Annotated in this window: 16 protein-coding genes; 12 read left to right on the top strand and 4 right to left on the bottom strand. The window is 69.3% G+C overall.

The features are described 5' to 3' along the window. Positions 1 to 18: 18 nt before the first annotated feature. From F8178_RS12725 to F8178_RS12685, 9 genes are all read left to right on the top strand, one after another. Positions 19 to 531 (top strand): DUF4262 domain-containing protein, encoded by a 513-nt coding sequence (locus tag F8178_RS12725; RefSeq protein ID WP_317494972.1) that lies wholly within the window; start codon positions 19 to 21, stop codon positions 529 to 531. A gap of 125 nt (positions 532 to 656) precedes the next feature. Next, the gene (gene ruvC / locus F8178_RS12720; protein WP_317494971.1) at positions 657 to 1,256 is read left to right on the top strand and encodes a crossover junction endodeoxyribonuclease RuvC; all 600 of its coding nucleotides are present in this window, start codon (positions 657 to 659) and stop codon (positions 1,254 to 1,256) included. Next, positions 1,253 to 1,900, top strand: coding sequence for a Holliday junction branch migration protein RuvA (gene ruvA, locus F8178_RS12715; protein WP_317494970.1), 648 nt, complete (start codon positions 1,253 to 1,255; stop codon positions 1,898 to 1,900). The genes ruvC and ruvA overlap by 4 nt, the downstream gene beginning before the upstream one ends. Before the next feature lie 39 nt (positions 1,901 to 1,939). Further along, the gene (gene ruvB / locus F8178_RS12710) at positions 1,940 to 2,986 is read left to right on the top strand and encodes a Holliday junction branch migration DNA helicase RuvB (RefSeq protein ID WP_317494969.1); all 1,047 of its coding nucleotides are present in this window, start codon (positions 1,940 to 1,942) and stop codon (positions 2,984 to 2,986) included. Positions 2,987 to 3,150: 164 nt separating this feature from the next. Further along, a complete protein-coding gene (gene yajC, locus F8178_RS12705; RefSeq protein WP_317494968.1) occupies positions 3,151 to 3,534 on the top strand; it encodes a preprotein translocase subunit YajC in 384 nt (127 codons plus the stop codon). A gap of 349 nt (positions 3,535 to 3,883) precedes the next feature. Beyond that, positions 3,884 to 5,701: a protein translocase subunit SecD gene (secD, locus tag F8178_RS12700; protein WP_317494967.1), complete on the top strand. Its 1,818-nt coding sequence runs from the start codon at positions 3,884 to 3,886 to the stop codon at positions 5,699 to 5,701. 1 nt (position 5,702) lies between these two features. Next, positions 5,703 to 7,073 carry a protein translocase subunit SecF gene (gene secF / locus F8178_RS12695; RefSeq protein WP_396345425.1) on the top strand — a complete coding sequence of 457 codons (1,371 nt, stop codon included), beginning with the start codon at positions 5,703 to 5,705 and terminating at the stop codon, positions 7,071 to 7,073. A gap of 218 nt (positions 7,074 to 7,291) precedes the next feature. Then, positions 7,292 to 9,601: a bifunctional (p)ppGpp synthetase/guanosine-3',5'-bis(diphosphate) 3'-pyrophosphohydrolase gene (locus F8178_RS12690; RefSeq protein ID WP_317494966.1), complete on the top strand. Its 2,310-nt coding sequence runs from the start codon at positions 7,292 to 7,294 to the stop codon at positions 9,599 to 9,601. A 52-nt stretch (positions 9,602 to 9,653) separates the two neighbouring features. Next, positions 9,654 to 10,433, top strand: a complete 780-nt coding sequence (locus F8178_RS12685) for an enoyl-CoA hydratase-related protein (protein ID WP_317494965.1) — start codon at positions 9,654 to 9,656, stop codon at positions 10,431 to 10,433. A 71-nt stretch (positions 10,434 to 10,504) separates the two neighbouring features. Here F8178_RS12685 and F8178_RS12680 read toward each other — a convergent pair whose 3' ends face one another. Continuing rightward, complete coding sequence (locus F8178_RS12680; protein WP_317494964.1) at positions 10,505 to 11,356, bottom strand: peptidylprolyl isomerase; 852 nt, start codon at positions 11,354 to 11,356, stop codon at positions 10,505 to 10,507. A 152-nt stretch (positions 11,357 to 11,508) separates the two neighbouring features. On the opposite strand from F8178_RS12680, the gene F8178_RS12675 reads away from it, so the two are divergent. Together F8178_RS12675 and F8178_RS12670 are read left to right on the top strand one after the other, a co-directional pair. Continuing rightward, positions 11,509 to 12,204: an MBL fold metallo-hydrolase gene (locus tag F8178_RS12675; RefSeq protein WP_317494963.1), complete on the top strand. Its 696-nt coding sequence runs from the start codon at positions 11,509 to 11,511 to the stop codon at positions 12,202 to 12,204. A 19-nt stretch (positions 12,205 to 12,223) separates the two neighbouring features. Beyond that, complete coding sequence (locus tag F8178_RS12670; protein WP_317494962.1) at positions 12,224 to 12,895, top strand: hypothetical protein; 672 nt, start codon at positions 12,224 to 12,226, stop codon at positions 12,893 to 12,895. Between the two features lie 6 nt (positions 12,896 to 12,901). Here the strand turns inward: F8178_RS12670 and F8178_RS12665 are convergent, their stop codons facing one another. Both F8178_RS12665 and F8178_RS12660 read right to left on the bottom strand, forming a co-directional pair. Next, positions 12,902 to 14,164 (bottom strand): YibE/F family protein, encoded by a 1,263-nt coding sequence (locus F8178_RS12665; protein ID WP_317494961.1) that lies wholly within the window; start codon positions 14,162 to 14,164, stop codon positions 12,902 to 12,904. 301 nt (positions 14,165 to 14,465) lie between these two features. Then, positions 14,466 to 15,278 carry a DUF3592 domain-containing protein gene (locus F8178_RS12660; protein WP_317494960.1) on the bottom strand — a complete coding sequence of 271 codons (813 nt, stop codon included), beginning with the start codon at positions 15,276 to 15,278 and terminating at the stop codon, positions 14,466 to 14,468. A 69-nt stretch (positions 15,279 to 15,347) separates the two neighbouring features. Here F8178_RS12660 and F8178_RS12655 point away from each other — a divergent pair, with 69 nt between their 5' ends. Beyond that, positions 15,348 to 16,439, top strand: a complete 1,092-nt coding sequence (locus tag F8178_RS12655) for an Rv2578c family radical SAM protein (protein WP_317494959.1) — start codon at positions 15,348 to 15,350, stop codon at positions 16,437 to 16,439. A gap of 20 nt (positions 16,440 to 16,459) precedes the next feature. On the opposite strand, the gene F8178_RS12650 is transcribed toward F8178_RS12655, so the two are convergent. Beyond that, the gene (locus tag F8178_RS12650; protein WP_317494958.1) at positions 16,460 to 17,101 is read right to left on the bottom strand and encodes a hypothetical protein; all 642 of its coding nucleotides are present in this window, start codon (positions 17,099 to 17,101) and stop codon (positions 16,460 to 16,462) included. Between the last annotated feature and the right edge of the window lie 105 nt (positions 17,102 to 17,206).

The raw sequence follows: 17,206 nt of genomic DNA, 5'->3' as shown, positions 1-17,206 counted from the left end.
GCGGGCGGATCTTGCAGAATGGCCGCTGTGTCGACGCCAGCCCTCTCCCAGGACGAACTCCGCTTGCGGGACCGGCTTCTCGAAGACCTCGAACACCGGGGAAACGCCGTCGTGACGGTGGCGCCCGAGGACGCGGAACCCGGCTTCTGCTTCACCGCGGGAGCGTGGTGGAAGCACGGGGTGCCCGAGGCCGTCGTGATCGGACTGCCGCCCCGCATGGGGCCGGTGCTCCTCGACGCCTATGTGGACCGAGCGGCCATGGGCGAGCGGTTCCTCCCCGGGGTCCTGTACCGCGACTTCTTCGACGGTGTTCCGCTGACCTTCGAGCACGTCTCGCAGCAGCACTACCCGCAGTACTTCGGCAGCGCCTACGTGCTCTACCCGGACGGCGCGTTCCCTGCGGTGCAGATCATCGTGCCGACCCCGGACGGGTACTGGCCGTGGAGCGTCGACGCTCCCGCCGGGTTCGACCAGTGGCAGCCGGTGCTCACCCGCACCGGCAGACCCGAGAGCTGGACCCCGGAGAACTGACGGGATCGATCGCCCCGCGCCGCGGCGCGTCCCGGCCGGGACGTCGAGGCAGGTCGGGGTATGCTCGGTGCTCGAACGGGTGTTCGTCGCGGGTGGTGCACGGCTGATAGCGCCGGGAGGTGAGAGTGCGGGTGCTCGGGGTGGATCCGGGACTGACCCGGTGCGGCCTCGGCGTGGTCGACGGCGGCCAGGGGCGCTCGGTGAGCTGCGTGGCCGTCGACGTGGTGCGCAGCCCTTCCGGGGCGGAGCTGGCCACCCGGTTGGTCACGATCGCGGACGCCGTTGACGAGTGGCTGGATACCTACCGGCCGGATGCCGTGGCGATCGAGCGGGTGTTCAGCCAGCACAACGTCCGTACCGTGATGGGGACCGCCCAGTCCGGTGGGGTGGTCGCGCTCAGCGCGTCGCGGCGCAACCTGCCGGTCGTGTTCCACACCCCCAGCGAGGTCAAAGCAGCGGTTTCCGGCTCTGGGTCGGCGGACAAGGCTCAGGTGGCAGCCATGGTCACCCGGTTGCTGAAGCTGGAGAACGCGCCCCGGCCCGCGGACGCCGCCGATGCGCTGGCGCTGGCGATCTGCCACCTGTGGCGGGCGCCGATGCGGGAACGCCTCGCCAAGGCGGAGCGACAGGCGGCGGAGCTGGCGAACACCCACAAGGCGCGGGTGGCCGCCGCGCGCCAAGCACAGCAGCAGGCACAGCGAAACCAGGGGAGACGTAAGACATGATCTCGTCCGTGCGTGGAACCGTGTTGTCGATCGGGCTCGACCACGCGGTCATCGAGGTCGGTGGGGTCGGCATGGCGGTGCAGGCCACCCCGGCCACGCTGGCCACGCTGCGGGTGAATGAGCAGGCACAACTGCACACCTCGCTGGTGGTGCGGGAGGACTCGCTGACGCTCTACGGCTTCGCTGACCTCGCCTCGCGCGAGCTGTTCACCATGCTGCAGACCGTGTCCGGTATCGGGCCGAGGCTCGCGCTGGCGGCGCTGGCGGTGCTGGAACCCGAGACCTTGCGCTCGGCACTGTCGGAGGGCAACGTCGCACTGCTCACCAAGGTGCCGGGCATCGGCAAGAAGGGCGCCGAGCGGCTGAGCCTCGAGCTGCGCGACAAGCTCACCGCCACGCCCGGCGAGCAGCCCGAGCAGGGTGGGCTGGCAGCGCAGAGCGCGCCCGCGGGCCGGGTCCGTGACGAGGTGGTGGAAGCGCTGGTCTCGCTGGGCTTCGGGGCGAAGCAAGCGGAGCAGGCGGTCGACGGTGTGCTCGGCGCCGACGGCGGTGACGGCGCCGGGACAACAGGCGGTGACGGTGCCGCTGCGGATACGTCCTCGGTGCTGCGCGCGGCGCTGTCCACGCTGGGGCGGAAGCGATGACCGGTCACCCGTGGCGAGCAGCGGGGAAGGGGCGGCGGTATGGCCGATGAGCAGGAGGCCTCGCCGCTGTCCGCGCTGCCCGACAGCGGCGATCGCGAGGTGGAGTCCACCTTGCGGCCGAGCAGGCTCACCGAGTTCGTGGGGCAGCCGAAGGTGCGAGAGCAGCTCGAGCTCGTGCTGGAAAGCGCGCGCAAGCGCGGCGTACCCCCGGATCACCTGCTACTGTCCGGCCCGCCGGGGCTGGGCAAGACCAGCCTGGCGATGATCATCGCCGCGGAGCTCAACAGCGCCATCCGGGTGACCTCGGGGCCGGCGCTGGAACGCGCAGGCGACCTGGCTGCGATGCTGTCGAACCTCGTCGAGGGCGATGTGCTGTTCATCGATGAGATCCACCGCATCGCGCGCCCCGCCGAGGAGATGCTCTACCTCGCCATGGAGGACTTCCGGGTGGACGTGGTGGTCGGCAAGGGGCCGGGCGCTACCAGCATCCCGCTGGAGGTCGCGCCGTTCACGCTGGTGGGCGCCACGACGAGGACCGGCGCGCTGACCGGTCCACTGCGTGACAGGTTCGGCTTCACCGGCCAGATGGAGTTCTACGAGCCTCCGGAGCTCGAGGACGTGTTGCGCCGCTCGGCCGCCATCCTCGGCGTCAGCCTCGACCGCGACGGCGGCGCGGAGATCGCCCGCCGCTCGCGGGGCACGCCGCGGATCGCGAACCGGCTGCTACGGCGTGTCAGGGATTATGCGGAGGTCCGCGCCGACGGCCACGTCACTCGCGAGGTCGCGCGCGCCGCGCTCGAGGTATACGACGTCGACGAGCTCGGGTTGGACCGGCTGGACCGGGCGGTGCTGACCGCGCTGGTCCGGTCTTTCGGGGGCGGCCCGGTCGGTATCTCCACGCTGGCCGTGGCCGTCGGTGAGGAGTCGACCACCGTGGAGGAGGTCTGCGAGCCGTACCTGGTGCGCGCGGGCATGCTGGCGCGTACCCCGCGGGGCCGGGTCGCCACCGAGTTCGCCTGGCGTCACCTCGGGCAGGTGCCTCCCGAACGCCCCGGCCGTGATCGGGGCCCGACACTCTTCGGTTGAGGTTCGGTCGAGGCAACGCCGGGCCGGTGGCGGGGCGACCACGGGTGGCTGGCACACTCCCCTCCTGGACGGGTGCTGGATACTGGGATGTGTCGGCACCGTGACGCGCACCGTGTCGCGTCGTCAGTGTGCCTGTGCACTGCCGCAACGTATAGGGAGACCGAATGGAAACGCTATTCCTGCCGATGCTGCTGCTCCTGCTCGCGCTGCCGCTGTTCCTCAGCGTGCGCAGGCAGAAGAAGCAGATGCAGGAACATCAGCAACTGCAGAACAGCCTGCAGGTCGGTGACCGCGTGATGACCTCGACCGGTCTCTACGCCACGGTGGTCGACCTCAGCGACGACGAGACGCTCGATCTCGAGATCGCAGACGGGCTGGTGACCACGTGGCTGCGCCAGGCGGTGACCAAGAAGATCGAGCCGGTTGACGCCGAGGACGCCGAGGACGACGAGGACGACGAGGACGACGACGAGTTCGAGGAGCAGGACGCGGACCGGTCCGAAGCCGAAGAGGTCGCCACGTCCACCGAGCCGAGCAGCAAGCAGTAACACACCGCAACGCTGCGGTGCCCTGATCCCCGACGGCGGGCCGCGCGGCGAAACGCCGTCACTGCCACGCCGTGTGGCCTCCGACCCCACGGCCTCGCGGCGGCAGCGTCTGCCGGTGCCGACCCGGATACCTACTTCGGTAGGGTGCGGTCGTGGTGATTATGCTCGGGGAAAAGGCATAAACGTGACGTTCACACGGCGCGGGGTACCCTGCACACCGCATGGTCACGCCGCGCCGTGAGGCCGCGTGTGTCGGTCCGGCTGATCCGAGTATTCGAGGACGGATCCCCGGTCGGCACGCGGCAGACCATCAGGACCGCCATCCAGTTCTTCGAGGAGACCGACTCCCGTGGCACCACCGGCCGGGACCATACGCCCAGGACGCTATCTCGCGTTCTTCCTGCTGATCATGGTCGTGCTGTACGGCCTGGTGTTCTTCACCGGTGACCGGGAGGCTCGTCCCACGCTGGGTATCGATCTCAGCGGCGGGACCACCGTCACCATGACCGCGCGGACCGCCGACGGTGAGGAACCCGAGCGGGAGCGCCTCGAGCAGGCGCGCGAGGTCATCAACGAGCGCGTCGACGGTATGGGCGTCGCCGGTACCGAAGTGGTGCTGGACGGCAGCAACATCGTGATCACCGTCCCCGGTGAGGAAGGCGAAGAGGCCAGGACGCTGGGACAGACGGCCAAACTGCAGTTCCGCGAGGTCATCGCCCAGGTGCCGGTCGAGGACGAGGGCGCGGAGCTGCCCGAGGATCCCGAATCGGATGCCCAGCAGGGCGCGGAGGAGCCCGAAGAGGAAGGGGAGGAACCCGCGGAGGGCGGCGGAGCCACCAGGGGCGGCGAGCGGCCCGCGACCGGCGGCGACGCGGTCCGCGAGCAGGACCCCGGCGACAACGGCAACGGGGGCAACGGTGACGCGGGTGGAGCCGCGATCGAGCAGGACGAGCTCATCGACGAGGAGACCCGCCAGGAGATCCTGGAAGCCAGGGAGGTCAGGCAGAACCCGGACATCGGCGGGGAAGGCCCCGAGGCACAGCAGGCGATCCAGGCAGCGCTCGACGCGCTGGACTGCTCGCCGAGTGCGGCGGACCCGCTACGCGGCAACGACGATCCCGAGCTCCCGCTGGTGGCCTGTAGCCAGGACCGGGAACCCGCCGACCTCGACGACCCGGACGCCATCCCGCCGAGCAAATACGTGCTGGGACCGGTGATCCTGGAAGGGGAGCGGATCGATGAGGCCGGCTCCAGCATCCGGCAGGACGGTCCCGGCTTCCAGGTCAACCTCAGTTTCGACGGCGAGGGGACCCGCACCTGGGCGGAGATCACCTCGGAGTTCGCCCAGCACCCGGAGCAGAAGCGGGTCGCGTTCGTGCTGGACACCCAGGTCGTCTCCGCGCCGTCGGTGGACGAGCCGATCCCCGGTGGTGACACCCGGATCACGGGCAACTTCGGCCAGCGCGAGGCGCAGGAGCTGGCCGACTTCCTCGAGTTCGGCGCGCTGCCGCTGTCATTCGAGCAGTCCGACGCGCGTACCGTGTCGCCGACGCTGGGCCTGGCCTCGCTGCAGGCGGGGCTGCTGGCGGGCGCGATCGGGTTCGCGCTGGTCATCGGCTACAGCTTGCTCTACTATCGGCTGCTCGGCGCGCTGCTGGTCGCCTCCCTCGGGTTGACCGCCGCGCTGATCTACCCGGTGATCGTGCTGCTCAGCCGCTGGATGGGTTACACGCTGGACCTCGCCGGGGTGGCGGGGTTGATCATCGCGATCGGTGTCACGGCCGATTCCTTCGTGGTCTATTTCGAGCGGCTCAAGGACGAGATACGCACGGGGAGAACTGTGCGTTCCGCCGTCCCCCGTGCCTGGGTGCGAGCACGACGAACGATCCTGTCCGCGGACGCGGTGGTGTTCATCGCCGCCGGTGTGCTGTACTTGCTCGCCGTCGGCCAGGTGAAGGGCTTCGCCTTCACCATCGGCCTGACCACGGTGCTGGACCTCGTCGTGGTGTTCCTCGTGACCCACCCGTTGTTGGTGATCGCCGGGCACTGGAAGGTGCTGAACAACCGGAAGCTGTCCGGGCTCGGCTGGGTGCAGGATCTGGGCGTGGTCGCGCAGCGGCAGCGCGAATCCAGAGCGCGCGGTATCGCGCCCGCGGAGGGAACGTGACGTGAACGATTCGACGACTTCCACCGGCACGTCCGACGACCCGAACGGCGCTGCTCCCTCGGCACGTCCGGGCACGTCGCGGCAGGGCAAGATCGCCAAGATCTACCTCGGTACCGGCGGTTTCGAGTTCATCGAGACCCGCAAGTACTGGTACATCATCGGCGGCATCATCATGCTGATCTGTATCGGCAGCATGGTCTTCCGCGGCTTCACCCCCGGTATCGAGTTCGTCGGCGGTACCCAGCTGCAGATGCCCGCCACCGGCGCGGTTGGCGAGATCGACCCCGATGAGGCGGGGGATGTCGTCGAGGACGCGGTCGATGCCGAGGTGTCGGCGACCCAGCTGGTCGGCACCGGCGATGCCGCCAGCGTGCAGATCCGCATGGAGACCCTGACGGTCGCCGAGACCGACCAGGTGAAGCGGGCGCTGTTCGAGGAATTCCAGCCCCTCGGGGTGGACGGCCAGCCGAGCCAGGGCTCGATCAGCGACAGCGCGATCAGCGCCTCCTGGGGTGACGAGATCACCAACCAGGCGCTCATCGCGCTGGTGGTGTTCCTGGTGCTGGTCAGCGTCTTCATCGCGCTGTACTTCGAGAAGTGGATGGCGGTCGCGGCGCTGGCGGCGCTGGCCTTCGACCTGACGGTTACCGCTGGCGTGTACTCGATGGTCGGTTTCGAGGTCACGCCCGCGACCGTGATCGGCCTGCTGACCATCCTCGGGTACTCGCTGTACGACACGGTGGTGGTGTTCGACAAGGTCAAGGAGAACACCCGTGGTCTGCTGAACCTCAGCAGACAGACCTACGGCGAGGCCTGCAACCTCGCCAACAACCAGACCCTGATGCGGTCGATCAACACCTCGATGACCTCGCTGCTGCCGGTGCTTGGCCTGCTGCTGATCGGTGCGGGCCTGCTGGGTGCGGGCACGCTCAAGGACCTGGCACTGGTGCAGGCGATCGGGATCGCGGTCGGGACCGCCTCGTCGATCTACATCGCCGTCCCGGTGCTGGTCGACCTGAAGATGCGGGACCCGGAGTACCAGGAGCACGCGGCGCGGGTGCGCTCCCGTCGCAACCTCGGCAGGCGCACGGCCTCGCAGCAGGCCTCGGGCGAGGGCGGGGAGGCAGCCGCCCCGGACACCGGAGACGACGAGGTCCTCGACGCGGAGCTGCGCAAGGAGAAGGCACACGCGGCAGCGGCTGCCGTTCCCGCCCGCAACCCCAAGGGCACCCGCTCGGGTGGCGGTTCAGGTGGCGCTTCGGCGGGTAAGCCGAGCGGCAAGGCCGCCAAGGGTGCCAAGGGCGGTAAGACCCCCACCGGCAAGTCCTCCCGCCGCTCCGGTGGCAAGCCCACCGGCAAGCGCGGCCGCTAGCCGGCGGCGAGCCGAAGGAACTCCTTCGATACATATCCGGTACCCGAGGGACCCTTCGGCTGACCGCCTCCTCGGAAGGCCGGCGAGCCCAAGGGACCCTTCGGTACCTATCCTGTACCCGAGGAGTCCTTCGGCTCCGTCGGTGGCCGCCGCGCATCGCCCGAACCGCCCGGCGTTACGCTGGTGGTACAGGACGCGTAGGCCGCGAGGAGGTGCGGGTGAGCCAGGAAGTGGGTTCCTCGACACCGGCGCAGGATGCCTCCGGCAGGCGTGCCGGCCAGGCGCCCTCGGCGACGCGTCGCGTGCGGGCGCGCCTGGCCAGGCGGATCACTGCGCAGCGATCCAGCTCGGTCAAGCAGGTGCTCGAACCGCTGGTGGCGGTGCATCGGGAGCTCCATCCCAGCGCTGACCTTGGCTTGCTGCAGCGTGCCTACGATGTCGCCGAGGAGCTGCATCGTGGGCAGCACCGCAAGTCCGGTGACCCGTACATCACCCACCCTCTCGCGGTGGCCACTATCTTGGCCGAGCTGGGTATGGACACCATCACCCTGGTCGCGGCGTTACTGCACGACACGGTGGAGGACACCGGGTACTCGCTCGAGCAGCTGTCGGAGGACTTCGGCGACGAGGTCGGGCAGCTGGTCGACGGCGTCACCAAGCTCGACAAGGTCAAGCTCGGCACCGCCGTGGAGGCAGAGACCATCCGCAAGATGGTCATCGCGATGGCGCGGGATCCGCGGGTGCTGGTGATCAAGCTGGCCGACCGGCTGCACAATATGCGCACCATGCGGTTCCTGCCGCCGGAGAAGCAGGTGCGCAAGGCGCGGGAGACGCTGGAGGTACTGGCCCCACTGGCACACCGGCTCGGCATGGCCACCGTCAAGTGGGAGCTGGAGGACCTGGCGTTCGCCATCCTGCAACCCAAGAAGTACGACGAGATCGTCCGGCTGGTCGCCGACCGGGCACCGTCGCGGGATGTGTACCTGCGGTCTGTGATCGACCAGCTCTCGCAGCAGCTCGACAACTCCCGTGTACGAGCCACAGTCGAGGGCAGGCCGAAGCACTACTACTCGATCTACCAGAAGATGATCGTGCGAGGCCGCGATCTCGACGACATCCACGACCTGGTCGGTGTGCGGATCCTGGTCGACGAGTTGCGGGACTGCTACGCGGCCATGGGCGTGGTGCACGCGCTGTGGCAGCCTATGCCAGGGCGGTTCAAGGACTACATCGCCCAGCCCCGTTTCGGGGTGTACCAGTCGCTGCACACCACCGTGATCGGTCCGGACGGCAACCCGCTCGAGGTGCAGATCCGCACCCACGAGATGCACCGCACGGCCGAGTACGGCATCGCGGCGCATTGGCGGTACAAGGAGACGCGCGGGACGCACGCCGGGGACGCCGGTGTGGAGGACATGGCGTGGATGCGGCAGCTGCTCGACTGGCAGCGCGAGGCAGCCGATCCCGGAGAGTTCCTCGAATCGCTGCGCTACGACCTCGCCACCCGCGAGATCTTCGTGTTCACGCCGAAGGGCGATGTCATCACGCTGCCAGCCGGAGCCACCCCGGTGGACTTCGCCTACGCCGTCCACACCGAAGTCGGTCACCGGTGCATCGGCGCACGGGTCAACGGCAGGCTGGTGGCGCTGGAACGCAAGCTGGACAACGGCGAGGTCGTGGAGATCTTCACCTCCAAGGCCGAGTCCGCGGGACCCAGCCGCGACTGGTTGAACTTCGTCGGCTCGCCGAAGGCGAGGGCGAAGATCCGGCAGTGGTTCGCCAAGGAGCGCCGCGAGGAGGCGATCGAGCAGGGTAAGGACGCGATCAGCAAGGAGATCCGCAAGGCGGGTCTGCCGATGCAGCGGCTGGTGTCCGCCGATTCGATGAGCGCGCTGGCCACCGAACTGAAGTACCCGGACATCAGCGCGATGTACGCCGCCGTCGGCGACGGCAAGACCAGCGCCAAGCACGTGGTGCAGCGCCTGGTCGCGTTCATCGGCGGGGTCGAGGAGGCCGAGGAGGAGCTGGCCGAACGGTCCACCCCGTCGACGGTGGGACGTACCCGCGGCAGCAACGACGTCGGCGTGATGGTCAAGGACGTCAGCGACGTGTGGACCAAGCTCGCGCGCTGCTGCACGCCGGTGCCGGGAGACGAGATCCTGGGGTTCGTGACCAGGGGCGGCACAGTCAGCGTGCATCGTACCGACTGCAACAACACCGATGAACTGCGCAACGAGCCGGAGCGGCTGGTCGAGGTCGAGTGGGCGCCTTCGGAATCCTCGGTGTTCCTGGTCGCCATCCAGGTCGAGGCGCTCGACCGGCACCGACTGCTGTCGGACATCGCCAAAGTGCTCGCCGACGAGAAGGTGAACATCCTGTCGGCCTCGGTCACGACGTCTCGGGACAGGGTCGCGGTGAGCCGCTTCTCCTTCGAGATGGGCGACCCGAAACACCTCGGGCACGTGCTCAAGGCGGTGCGTGGCATCGAAGGCGTCTACGACGTCTACCGGGTCACCTCCTCCGCGTGAGCTGTGCGGCACAACGCTCGCCTGGCCGTGGGTACACCGTAGGCTGGCAGCCATGGTCGACGGGCTCGAGATGGAGCGGGACGGGGAGATCGCGTGGCTGCGGCTGGCTCGCCCCGGTAAGCACAACGCGGTCAGCCTGGACATGTGGTCGGCGATCCCGCAGGTGGTCCACGAGGTCGAAGCCGATCCCGCGGTGACCGCCCTGATGATTACCGGGAAAGGTGAGCACTTCTCGGCGGGGGCGGATATCGGAGAGTTCCGCACGCTGCGGTCCGACGCCGAGGGCGCGGCGCGCTACGACAAGGCGGTGCAGGCTGCTGTCGAGGCGCTGTCGGAGATGGTGAAGCCGAGCATCGCGGTGATCCGCGGTAACTGCATCGGCGGTGGCTGCCAGATCTCGGTTGCCTGCGACTTCCGGTTCGCCTCGGACACCGCGCGGTTCGGCATCACCCCCGCCAAGCTCGGCATCGTCTACGACTACCGATCCACCCGCCAGCTGGTCGCGCTGGTCGGGCCCGCGCACGCCCGGTACCTGCTGCTGTCGGCCCTGCTGGTGGACGCGCGGCGCGCCAAGGAGATGGGACTGGTCAACGAGACGGTCGGCGACGCCGAGCTGGAGGACACCGCACGGAGCTTCGCCGAGACGCTGGCCTCCCGTTCCCAGTTCGCCATCAGGGGGATGAACCGGACCATCACCAAGATCACCGAAGGGCTCGCCGAACCTGACGAGGAAGCCGAACGCCTCCGCGCCGACGCCGTCACCGGCATGGACTACGCCGAGGGCGTCAGTGCCTTCCTGGAACGCAGGACGCCGCGCTTCCCGTACCGGTGAGGTTGTGAGCCGAAGGACTCCTCGGGTACCGCATGTGCACCGGAGGGGCCCTTCGGCTCGCACCCCGTTGGTTAGCCTTCGACGGTGGCGTCGGTGAAGCGGACCTCGGTGTTGGGTGGGCCGGTGCCGTCCTCGCCGGGGGTGGCGATGCCGTCGTGTGCGACGGAGTCGAGGATCTGCAGGCCCGCGTCGCCGATGGTGCCGAAGACCGTGTACTCCGGCGGCAGTTCGGCGTGGCCGTAGACCATGAAGAACTGGCTGCCCCCGCTGTTCGGTTCCGGGGTGCGGGCCATGGCAAGCAGACCACGGCCGTAATGTAGCTCGTCGAAGTGCTCGTCCGGGATGGTGTAGCCGGGACCGCCGGTGCCGTCACCGTCCGGATCGCCGCACTGCAGCATCTGCAGCCCCTGGGTGCCGAGCCGGTGGCAGGCGGTGTCGTCGTAGAAGTCCTGCTCGATCAGGTTGATCATGCTGTGTACGGTGCACGGCGCCAGCGAGCGATCCAGCGTGAGCGGGATGTCGCCCTCGGTGCTTTCCAGCACCACATCCACCCTGCCGCGCGCGGGTACCTCCCCGTCCTCCGGAGGCTCGACGGCCCGGCTCGCCTCACCGGCCCCGGGGCCGTAGTCGCAGGACTGTGTCTCGCCCAGCTCCGCTGGCCGCTCGGGTACCGGTGCGCGCTCGGTGGGGATGTGCAGCGCGGAGTCGTCGACCTCGCCGGTGCCGTCCTCGGCCGCCTCCGGCGTCTCCTGCTGGGCTTGCTGGACGACGAAGTACAGTCCGAGCCCGGCGGCTAGCACGATGGCGACAATGGTGCCTGCGATGGTCAGGCGCTTGGTCCAGCTGCTCGGCTGCTTCGGCCGCTCGAGCCGCGCCTCCAGCTTGCGCTTGGCAGCCTCCCGCCGTTCCTCGTTCGACGCCACCCATGCTCCCCACTACTCGACTGCCCGGTATCCGGTGGGTGCACGCTGCACCACCCGTCGGGGCGGATTCTAAGGCCGCACCGTGTGAGCGCGGTGTGGCGGGCCGAGTTTAGGCTGGACCGGCACCATCGAGACGGCTGGGAGGTGAGCTCGTGCTCGTCGCCGGCTTCGCCGCGGGCGTGTTCCAGGCCAACTGTTACGTGATCGCGGGCGGGGAAGGTGCGGACTGCGTGATCGTCGACCCCGGGCAGGACGCTGCCGAGCCGGTCGGCCGAACCCTGCGTGAGCACCGGCTGAACCCGGTCGCGGTGCTCGCCACGCACGGGCATGTCGACCACGTGTACTCCGCCGCGACGATTGCTGATGCGCACACCATCCCGGCGTACATCGAGCGGTTGGACCGGGAGCTGCTGTCCGATCCGCTGAAAGGTCTTGGCCCGCAGCTGGCGGAACAGCTGGCGGCGATATTCCCCCGACAGCAGGCGCTGCGCGAACCGCAGGAGGTCGTCGAACTGGGGGAGGGGCCGCTGGACGTGGCTGGCCTCCGCGTGGAGGTCGACCTCACCCCGGGCCACACACCGGGGTCGGTGACCTACCGGCTGTCCACGGAGGAGGGTGGCAGACTTGCGCTGACCGGCGACACGCTGTTCGCCGGGTCGATCGGGCGTACCGACCTGCCCGGCGGGGACATGGACCAGCTGCGGCGCAGCTTGCGTGAGAAGGTGCTGACACTGCCCGACGAGACGGTGGTGCTACCGGGACACGGCGGTACTACGACGATCGGGCGCGAGCGGGCGGCGAACCCGTTCCTGGCAGGCCTGCACGCCGCGCCGGTAACGGGCACGTGACGATCCTGGGACGGTCGAGATGAGCGGTATCGAGGAGACGGGCGCGGGCGGTGACGCCGCGCGAGGCCCCGAGCGCATCCCGCTGCACGGCGCGAGTCAGGCCGCGCAGCGACGCAGGCTGTGGGTGGGGCTGGCGGTGGTGTGCGTGCTCGCCGCCGCGTTCGGGGGTGTGGTCGGGTTGTTCGGCGGCGCCGTCGCCGGGCTGCCTGCCGCGGTGGTGCTCGGCCTGCCGCTGCTGTACGTGCTCGTCGGGCAGGTTCGCCGCAGGCTGTGGCTGGAAGGCACCACGCTGGTGCTGCGACAGGTCGGCACCCGCCGGATCCCCCTTGACGCCGCGCGGCGCATCGATGTGCTGGTCACCGAGATGCGGGGCGCGCGCTCGGTCGCGTTGCTCGTCCACGCGGGCAGGCGCCGCGCGGTCCGGGTGGACCTGGCGGCGTATCTCGGTGACCGCGGGTGGGAGCTCGACATCCTCGCGCTGCGCAAGCTCGCCGATGCGCTGGCTGGCAACACCGAGGCCAACGGCATGGTCTTCAGCGAGCTGCTGGTGGCCCAGTTGCGTTCGGTGGCGCGGGAGGATCCGTTGCCGGGCAGGCCGCTGTACCGGCTGACCGCGACGGCACCGTCGGGCAAGCTGGTGCAGCGTTTCCACATGTCCGACGTCAGCGCGTTCGTGGCCTCGCTGGAGTAGGGCGGCTTACCCGTGGCGCTCGCCGGGGGCCGGGCCATGCCCGGCGGTTTCGACGGGTTCCTTGCTGACGATCAGCGCGGCGATCAAGGTGGTGACCGGTACTGCCGCGACGATACCGATGCTACCCGCGAGGGTGCGCACGATCTCCTGCGCGATGTCCTGCGAGCCGAGGATCGATCCCAGGCCCACGCCGGAGACGGCCGAGTACAGCAGAACCGGGAGCGCGGCACCGGCGTAGGCCATCACCAGGGTGTTCACCGAGGCTGCGACGTGGTCCCTGCCGATGCGCAGGCCCGAGGCGTACAGCGACCGCCACCCGAGGGCCGGGTTGGCCTTGCGCAGCTCCCACACGGCGCTCGATTGCGTCACGGTGACGTCGTCGAGCACACCGAGCGCGCCGATGACGATCCCGGCGAGCAACAGTCCTCTCGGGTCGATCTCGTGTCCGAGCGTGCCGATCAGCGTGGTGGTGGGTTCGTCCAACCCGGTGAGCCTGCTGAACCCGGCGAACAGGGCAGCGATCACCCCGATCAGCGAGAGGCTGGTCAACGTACCGAGCACCGCGACCGAGGTCCGGGCGGATATGCCGTGCGACAGATAGAGTGTCAGGAACATGATCACGCCCGCGCCGAAGATGCCGACCAGCACGGGACTCTCGCCTGCGAGAATGGCGGGCAGAATGAACAGCGCGATCACGACGAAGCTCAATCCGAGCCCGAGCAGCGCGCGCGCACCCTGCCATCGGCTGAGCAGCAGGACTGCGACGGCGAACGCCCCGGCAAGCAGCAGCAACGGGGTGCCACGCTGGTAGTCGACGATCTGGTACGACTCGGCTCGTTCCGGGTCAGCGTCGTGGTACTCGAGCACGATCTGGTCGCCGACGGTGAACCCGGGCCTGCCAGGCGCAATCGGCTCGGCCTTGGTGATCGTGTTTCCCTCGGCGGGCCCGTCGGTGAGCCTGACGTCCACGATCAGGCAGCGCTGGTCTTCGTCGACTGGTGCCGGTTCGGTTTCGACGGCGCCCGCTTCCTGCGGGGTGCAGCTGCCCTCGCTGACGGCGACGACGTCGCCGTCCACCGGTGTACCGGTGAATCCCGCGGTGTCCGGCAGGTCGGCGCCGAAGGGGTACAGCAGCACGGTCCCGGCCACCGCCGCCAGCAACAACGGTGCGAGCAGAGTCGCCAGCAGTTTGCGTACCCGCGGTGAGGCCGGGTCGGCGGGCCCGTGCGCATGGGCGTGCCCGTGTCCGTGTGCGTGTGTGCCGCTCACGCCACCCGTGCTGGCCGGACCGTTCACGTCGCCAGGAGCTCCCGAGCGCGCCGGGGGGGCCTGGCGTCCCCTCGACTGTGCTCGTTGTGCCGCCGATTGTGCTCGCTGTGCCCGGTTGGCGCGCTCCGGAGGGCGCTGCGGGGGTCGAGCCGGGTGTCCGGATACCGGCCGGATGGGTCCGGTGTCCTCGTTCGGGTCGGGCTCGGGCCTACCTGCCTCGCCGTTCTGGTGTCGTGCCACGCGCCCATCTTCCTCGACGCCACAGGCGTACGACCGGGGGGACCGGTTGATGGGGTCGGCGTCACTGCCCCCCGAGGCGTTCCAGGTCGTTGCGGACCGATGCCAGGTACATGTCCACGGTCGCGGTGTCGTATCCCGTTCCCGGGGTGCCGGTGGTCACCAGCGTCGTGGTCGTGAGGTCCTCCGCGGTCAAGTCCGGCCGTTGCCCGCCCGCGATCTGGCGGTAGGCGTGCTCGACGCGGGCGACCAGCATGTCCACGGCGCCGGTGTCGTACCCGACAGTGCCTTCCCTTGCCGGTGGGAAGTCCGGGCGATGGAACGCAGGCGCCGGGCCGGTACTTCCGCTGTCGGGCTCCCGACCGCGCATCGGAGCGCGCCGGGTGCGGTCGAGCTTGCCTGCCCGCGCCGCGGCGAAGGTGACTGAGCCGATCAGCACGAACACACCGCCGATGCCGCCCATGATCAGCGGGGCGAGCCAGCGGTGCAGCCACGAGTCGATGGCGGCGTCGGCGGGATCGGCAGGGTCGTAGTTCACGGTGAGTTCGTCACCGACCCGGTTGCCCTCTCGCGATCCGGTGCACACGGCGGATTCGTGGGTGAAGGTCTCACCGTCGACGGTGTACTCGACGACAGGGCAGTAGGTGGTGCTGGTGCGGGTGTTCCCGTCGGAGTCGCGGGACTGGGAGGTACGTTCGGTCACCTCGACCACCACGGCTGTTGTGCTTGCCGTGCGGTCCGCGGCGCCCCTGCCGAGCAGCAGGGCCACCACGACCGCGCCGATGAGCAACATGACTCCCAGCCCTGTGAACACCAGCGGCACCACCCGCTGCGCCCTGCGTGACAGCCCCCGTGACGCGCGTACCCCGTAGCCCATGCCGGGCAGTTTCCCACATCACCCGTACCGGCCGGGGCGCTGGACATGATATCGAAGATATGTTCGAATATGGGTGTGCGATGGGAGGACTTGCGAGACGGAAACGATGACGGCGCGCTGTTCGAGCTGGAGCCTGCCATCGAGCGGGGGACCGGTCGGGCGGGTCTGGCCGCGCCGGATAACGGTCCCGTGCTCGCAGGCGACGACGCGGGTGCGATCGCCGTGGAGATCAGGGCGCGCTCGATCATCAACCGGGTGCCGGGGGAGTCGGCGGTGCCGTTCCGCTGGACGATCAACCCCTACCGGGGATGCAGCCATGCCTGCGTGTACTGTTTCGCGCGCCGCACCCACGAGTACCTGGATCTGGATTCGGGACGCGACTTCGACACCAAGATCATGGTAAAGGTCAACGCGGCGGAGCTGCTGCGGTCCGAACTAGCCCGTCCCAGCTGGCGGGGCGAGCCGATCGCGATGGGTACCAACACCGACCCGTACCAGCGGGCCGAAGGGCACTACCGGCTGATGCCGGAGATTATCGGCGCGTTGCGGGACGCGGCCAACCCGTTCTCCATCCTGACCAAGGGAAGCCTGATCCTGCGGGATGCGGAGTTGCTCGCGGAGGCCGCGCGAGTAACCGATGTGTCGCTGGCGGTGTCGGTCGGCTCGCTGGACGAGGACCTGTGGCGCGCGGTGGAGCCGGGTACGCCGCACCCGATGCGGCGGCTCGACGTCGTCCGGCGGTTCGCCGAACTGGGCGTGGGCTGCTCGGTGCTGATGGCGCCGATCCTGCCGGGGCTGAGCGATTCCGAGGAACAGATCGAGCGGACGGTCGCGGCGATCGCCGAGGCCGGGGCGAACGGCGTGACGCCGTTGGTGTTGCATCTGCGCCCCGGGGCGCGCGAGTGGTATCTCGGCTGGCTCGACCAGCACCACCCGCGCCTGCGCTCCTACTACGACTGGCTGTACCGGCGCGGGGCCTACTCTCCGCGGCGGTACCAGGACATGGTCACGGCGCGGGTGCGGCAGGCCGCCCGCGGGCACGGCCTGCTGCGCGGTGCCGAACACCGGGTGCCCGCGCGCGAGCGGGACGGTGACCCGGAGGTCACCGCCGTACCCGAGTCGGTGATCGATCGGCAGGCCGAGCAGCTCTGCCTGCTGTGAGGGTGCGCGGGCGGCACGAGTCAGGTGGGGGTCATCGAAGCGCTGTCGCCCGGCTCGCCGTCGGACTGGCCACGGGGCATCTCGTACTTGTCGTCGTCGCCGTCGCGCTGCGAGGGCAGCGAGCCCCCGCCGCCGTACTCGGCGAGCCCGCTGGGTTCGCGGGTGACCAGGCGAGTGAGCACGGTGTCGACCTGGGTCGCGAGGGTCCCCGGATCGGCGTACTTCAGGATCAGTGCGTGGCCTTTGATCTCGCTGAGGTACTGGTCGAGCCGGGTGAGTTGCCGGGCGTCGAGGGCGGACCAGTCGACCGGGCGCGAACACCGCAGGATGCTCACCGGCTTGCCGGCGGCCGAGATGCGGTTGATCTCCTCGACGGTGCCGGACTCGGCTTCCGGGGTCGGTGAGCCGAGGCGTGTCCACATCACCGCGATGGCCAAATCAACGGTATCGACCAGCTGTTCGTTCACAATCTCCTGCGGCGGTGCACCGAACGCGGCCGCCGCGTGCTCGTTCCATTGCACCGGAATGACGACAGCACCGAATCGCTCGCCGAGCAGTACGTTCCAGCGGGTAATGGCAGCTTGGATGGCTCGGATGTCCTCAACGTCGACATCCGATGGGCAGGAAATCAGTGCCCTGAATACCATCGCGTGATGTGCCATACGCCAATTATGCCAGCGCCTATTGCTCAGCGACGCCGAATGATTGCGGGCTGTAAAATTTGACACTTGTGGGCGACAGTCGATTCGGGGCACCACGGGTTCATT

Origin of the sequence: Haloechinothrix sp. LS1_15 (assembly GCF_033042135.1) — a bacterium.
Taxonomy (GTDB): domain Bacteria; phylum Actinomycetota; class Actinomycetes; order Mycobacteriales; family Pseudonocardiaceae; genus Haloechinothrix.
This window is presented reverse-complemented; position numbering and strand designations above follow the sequence as displayed.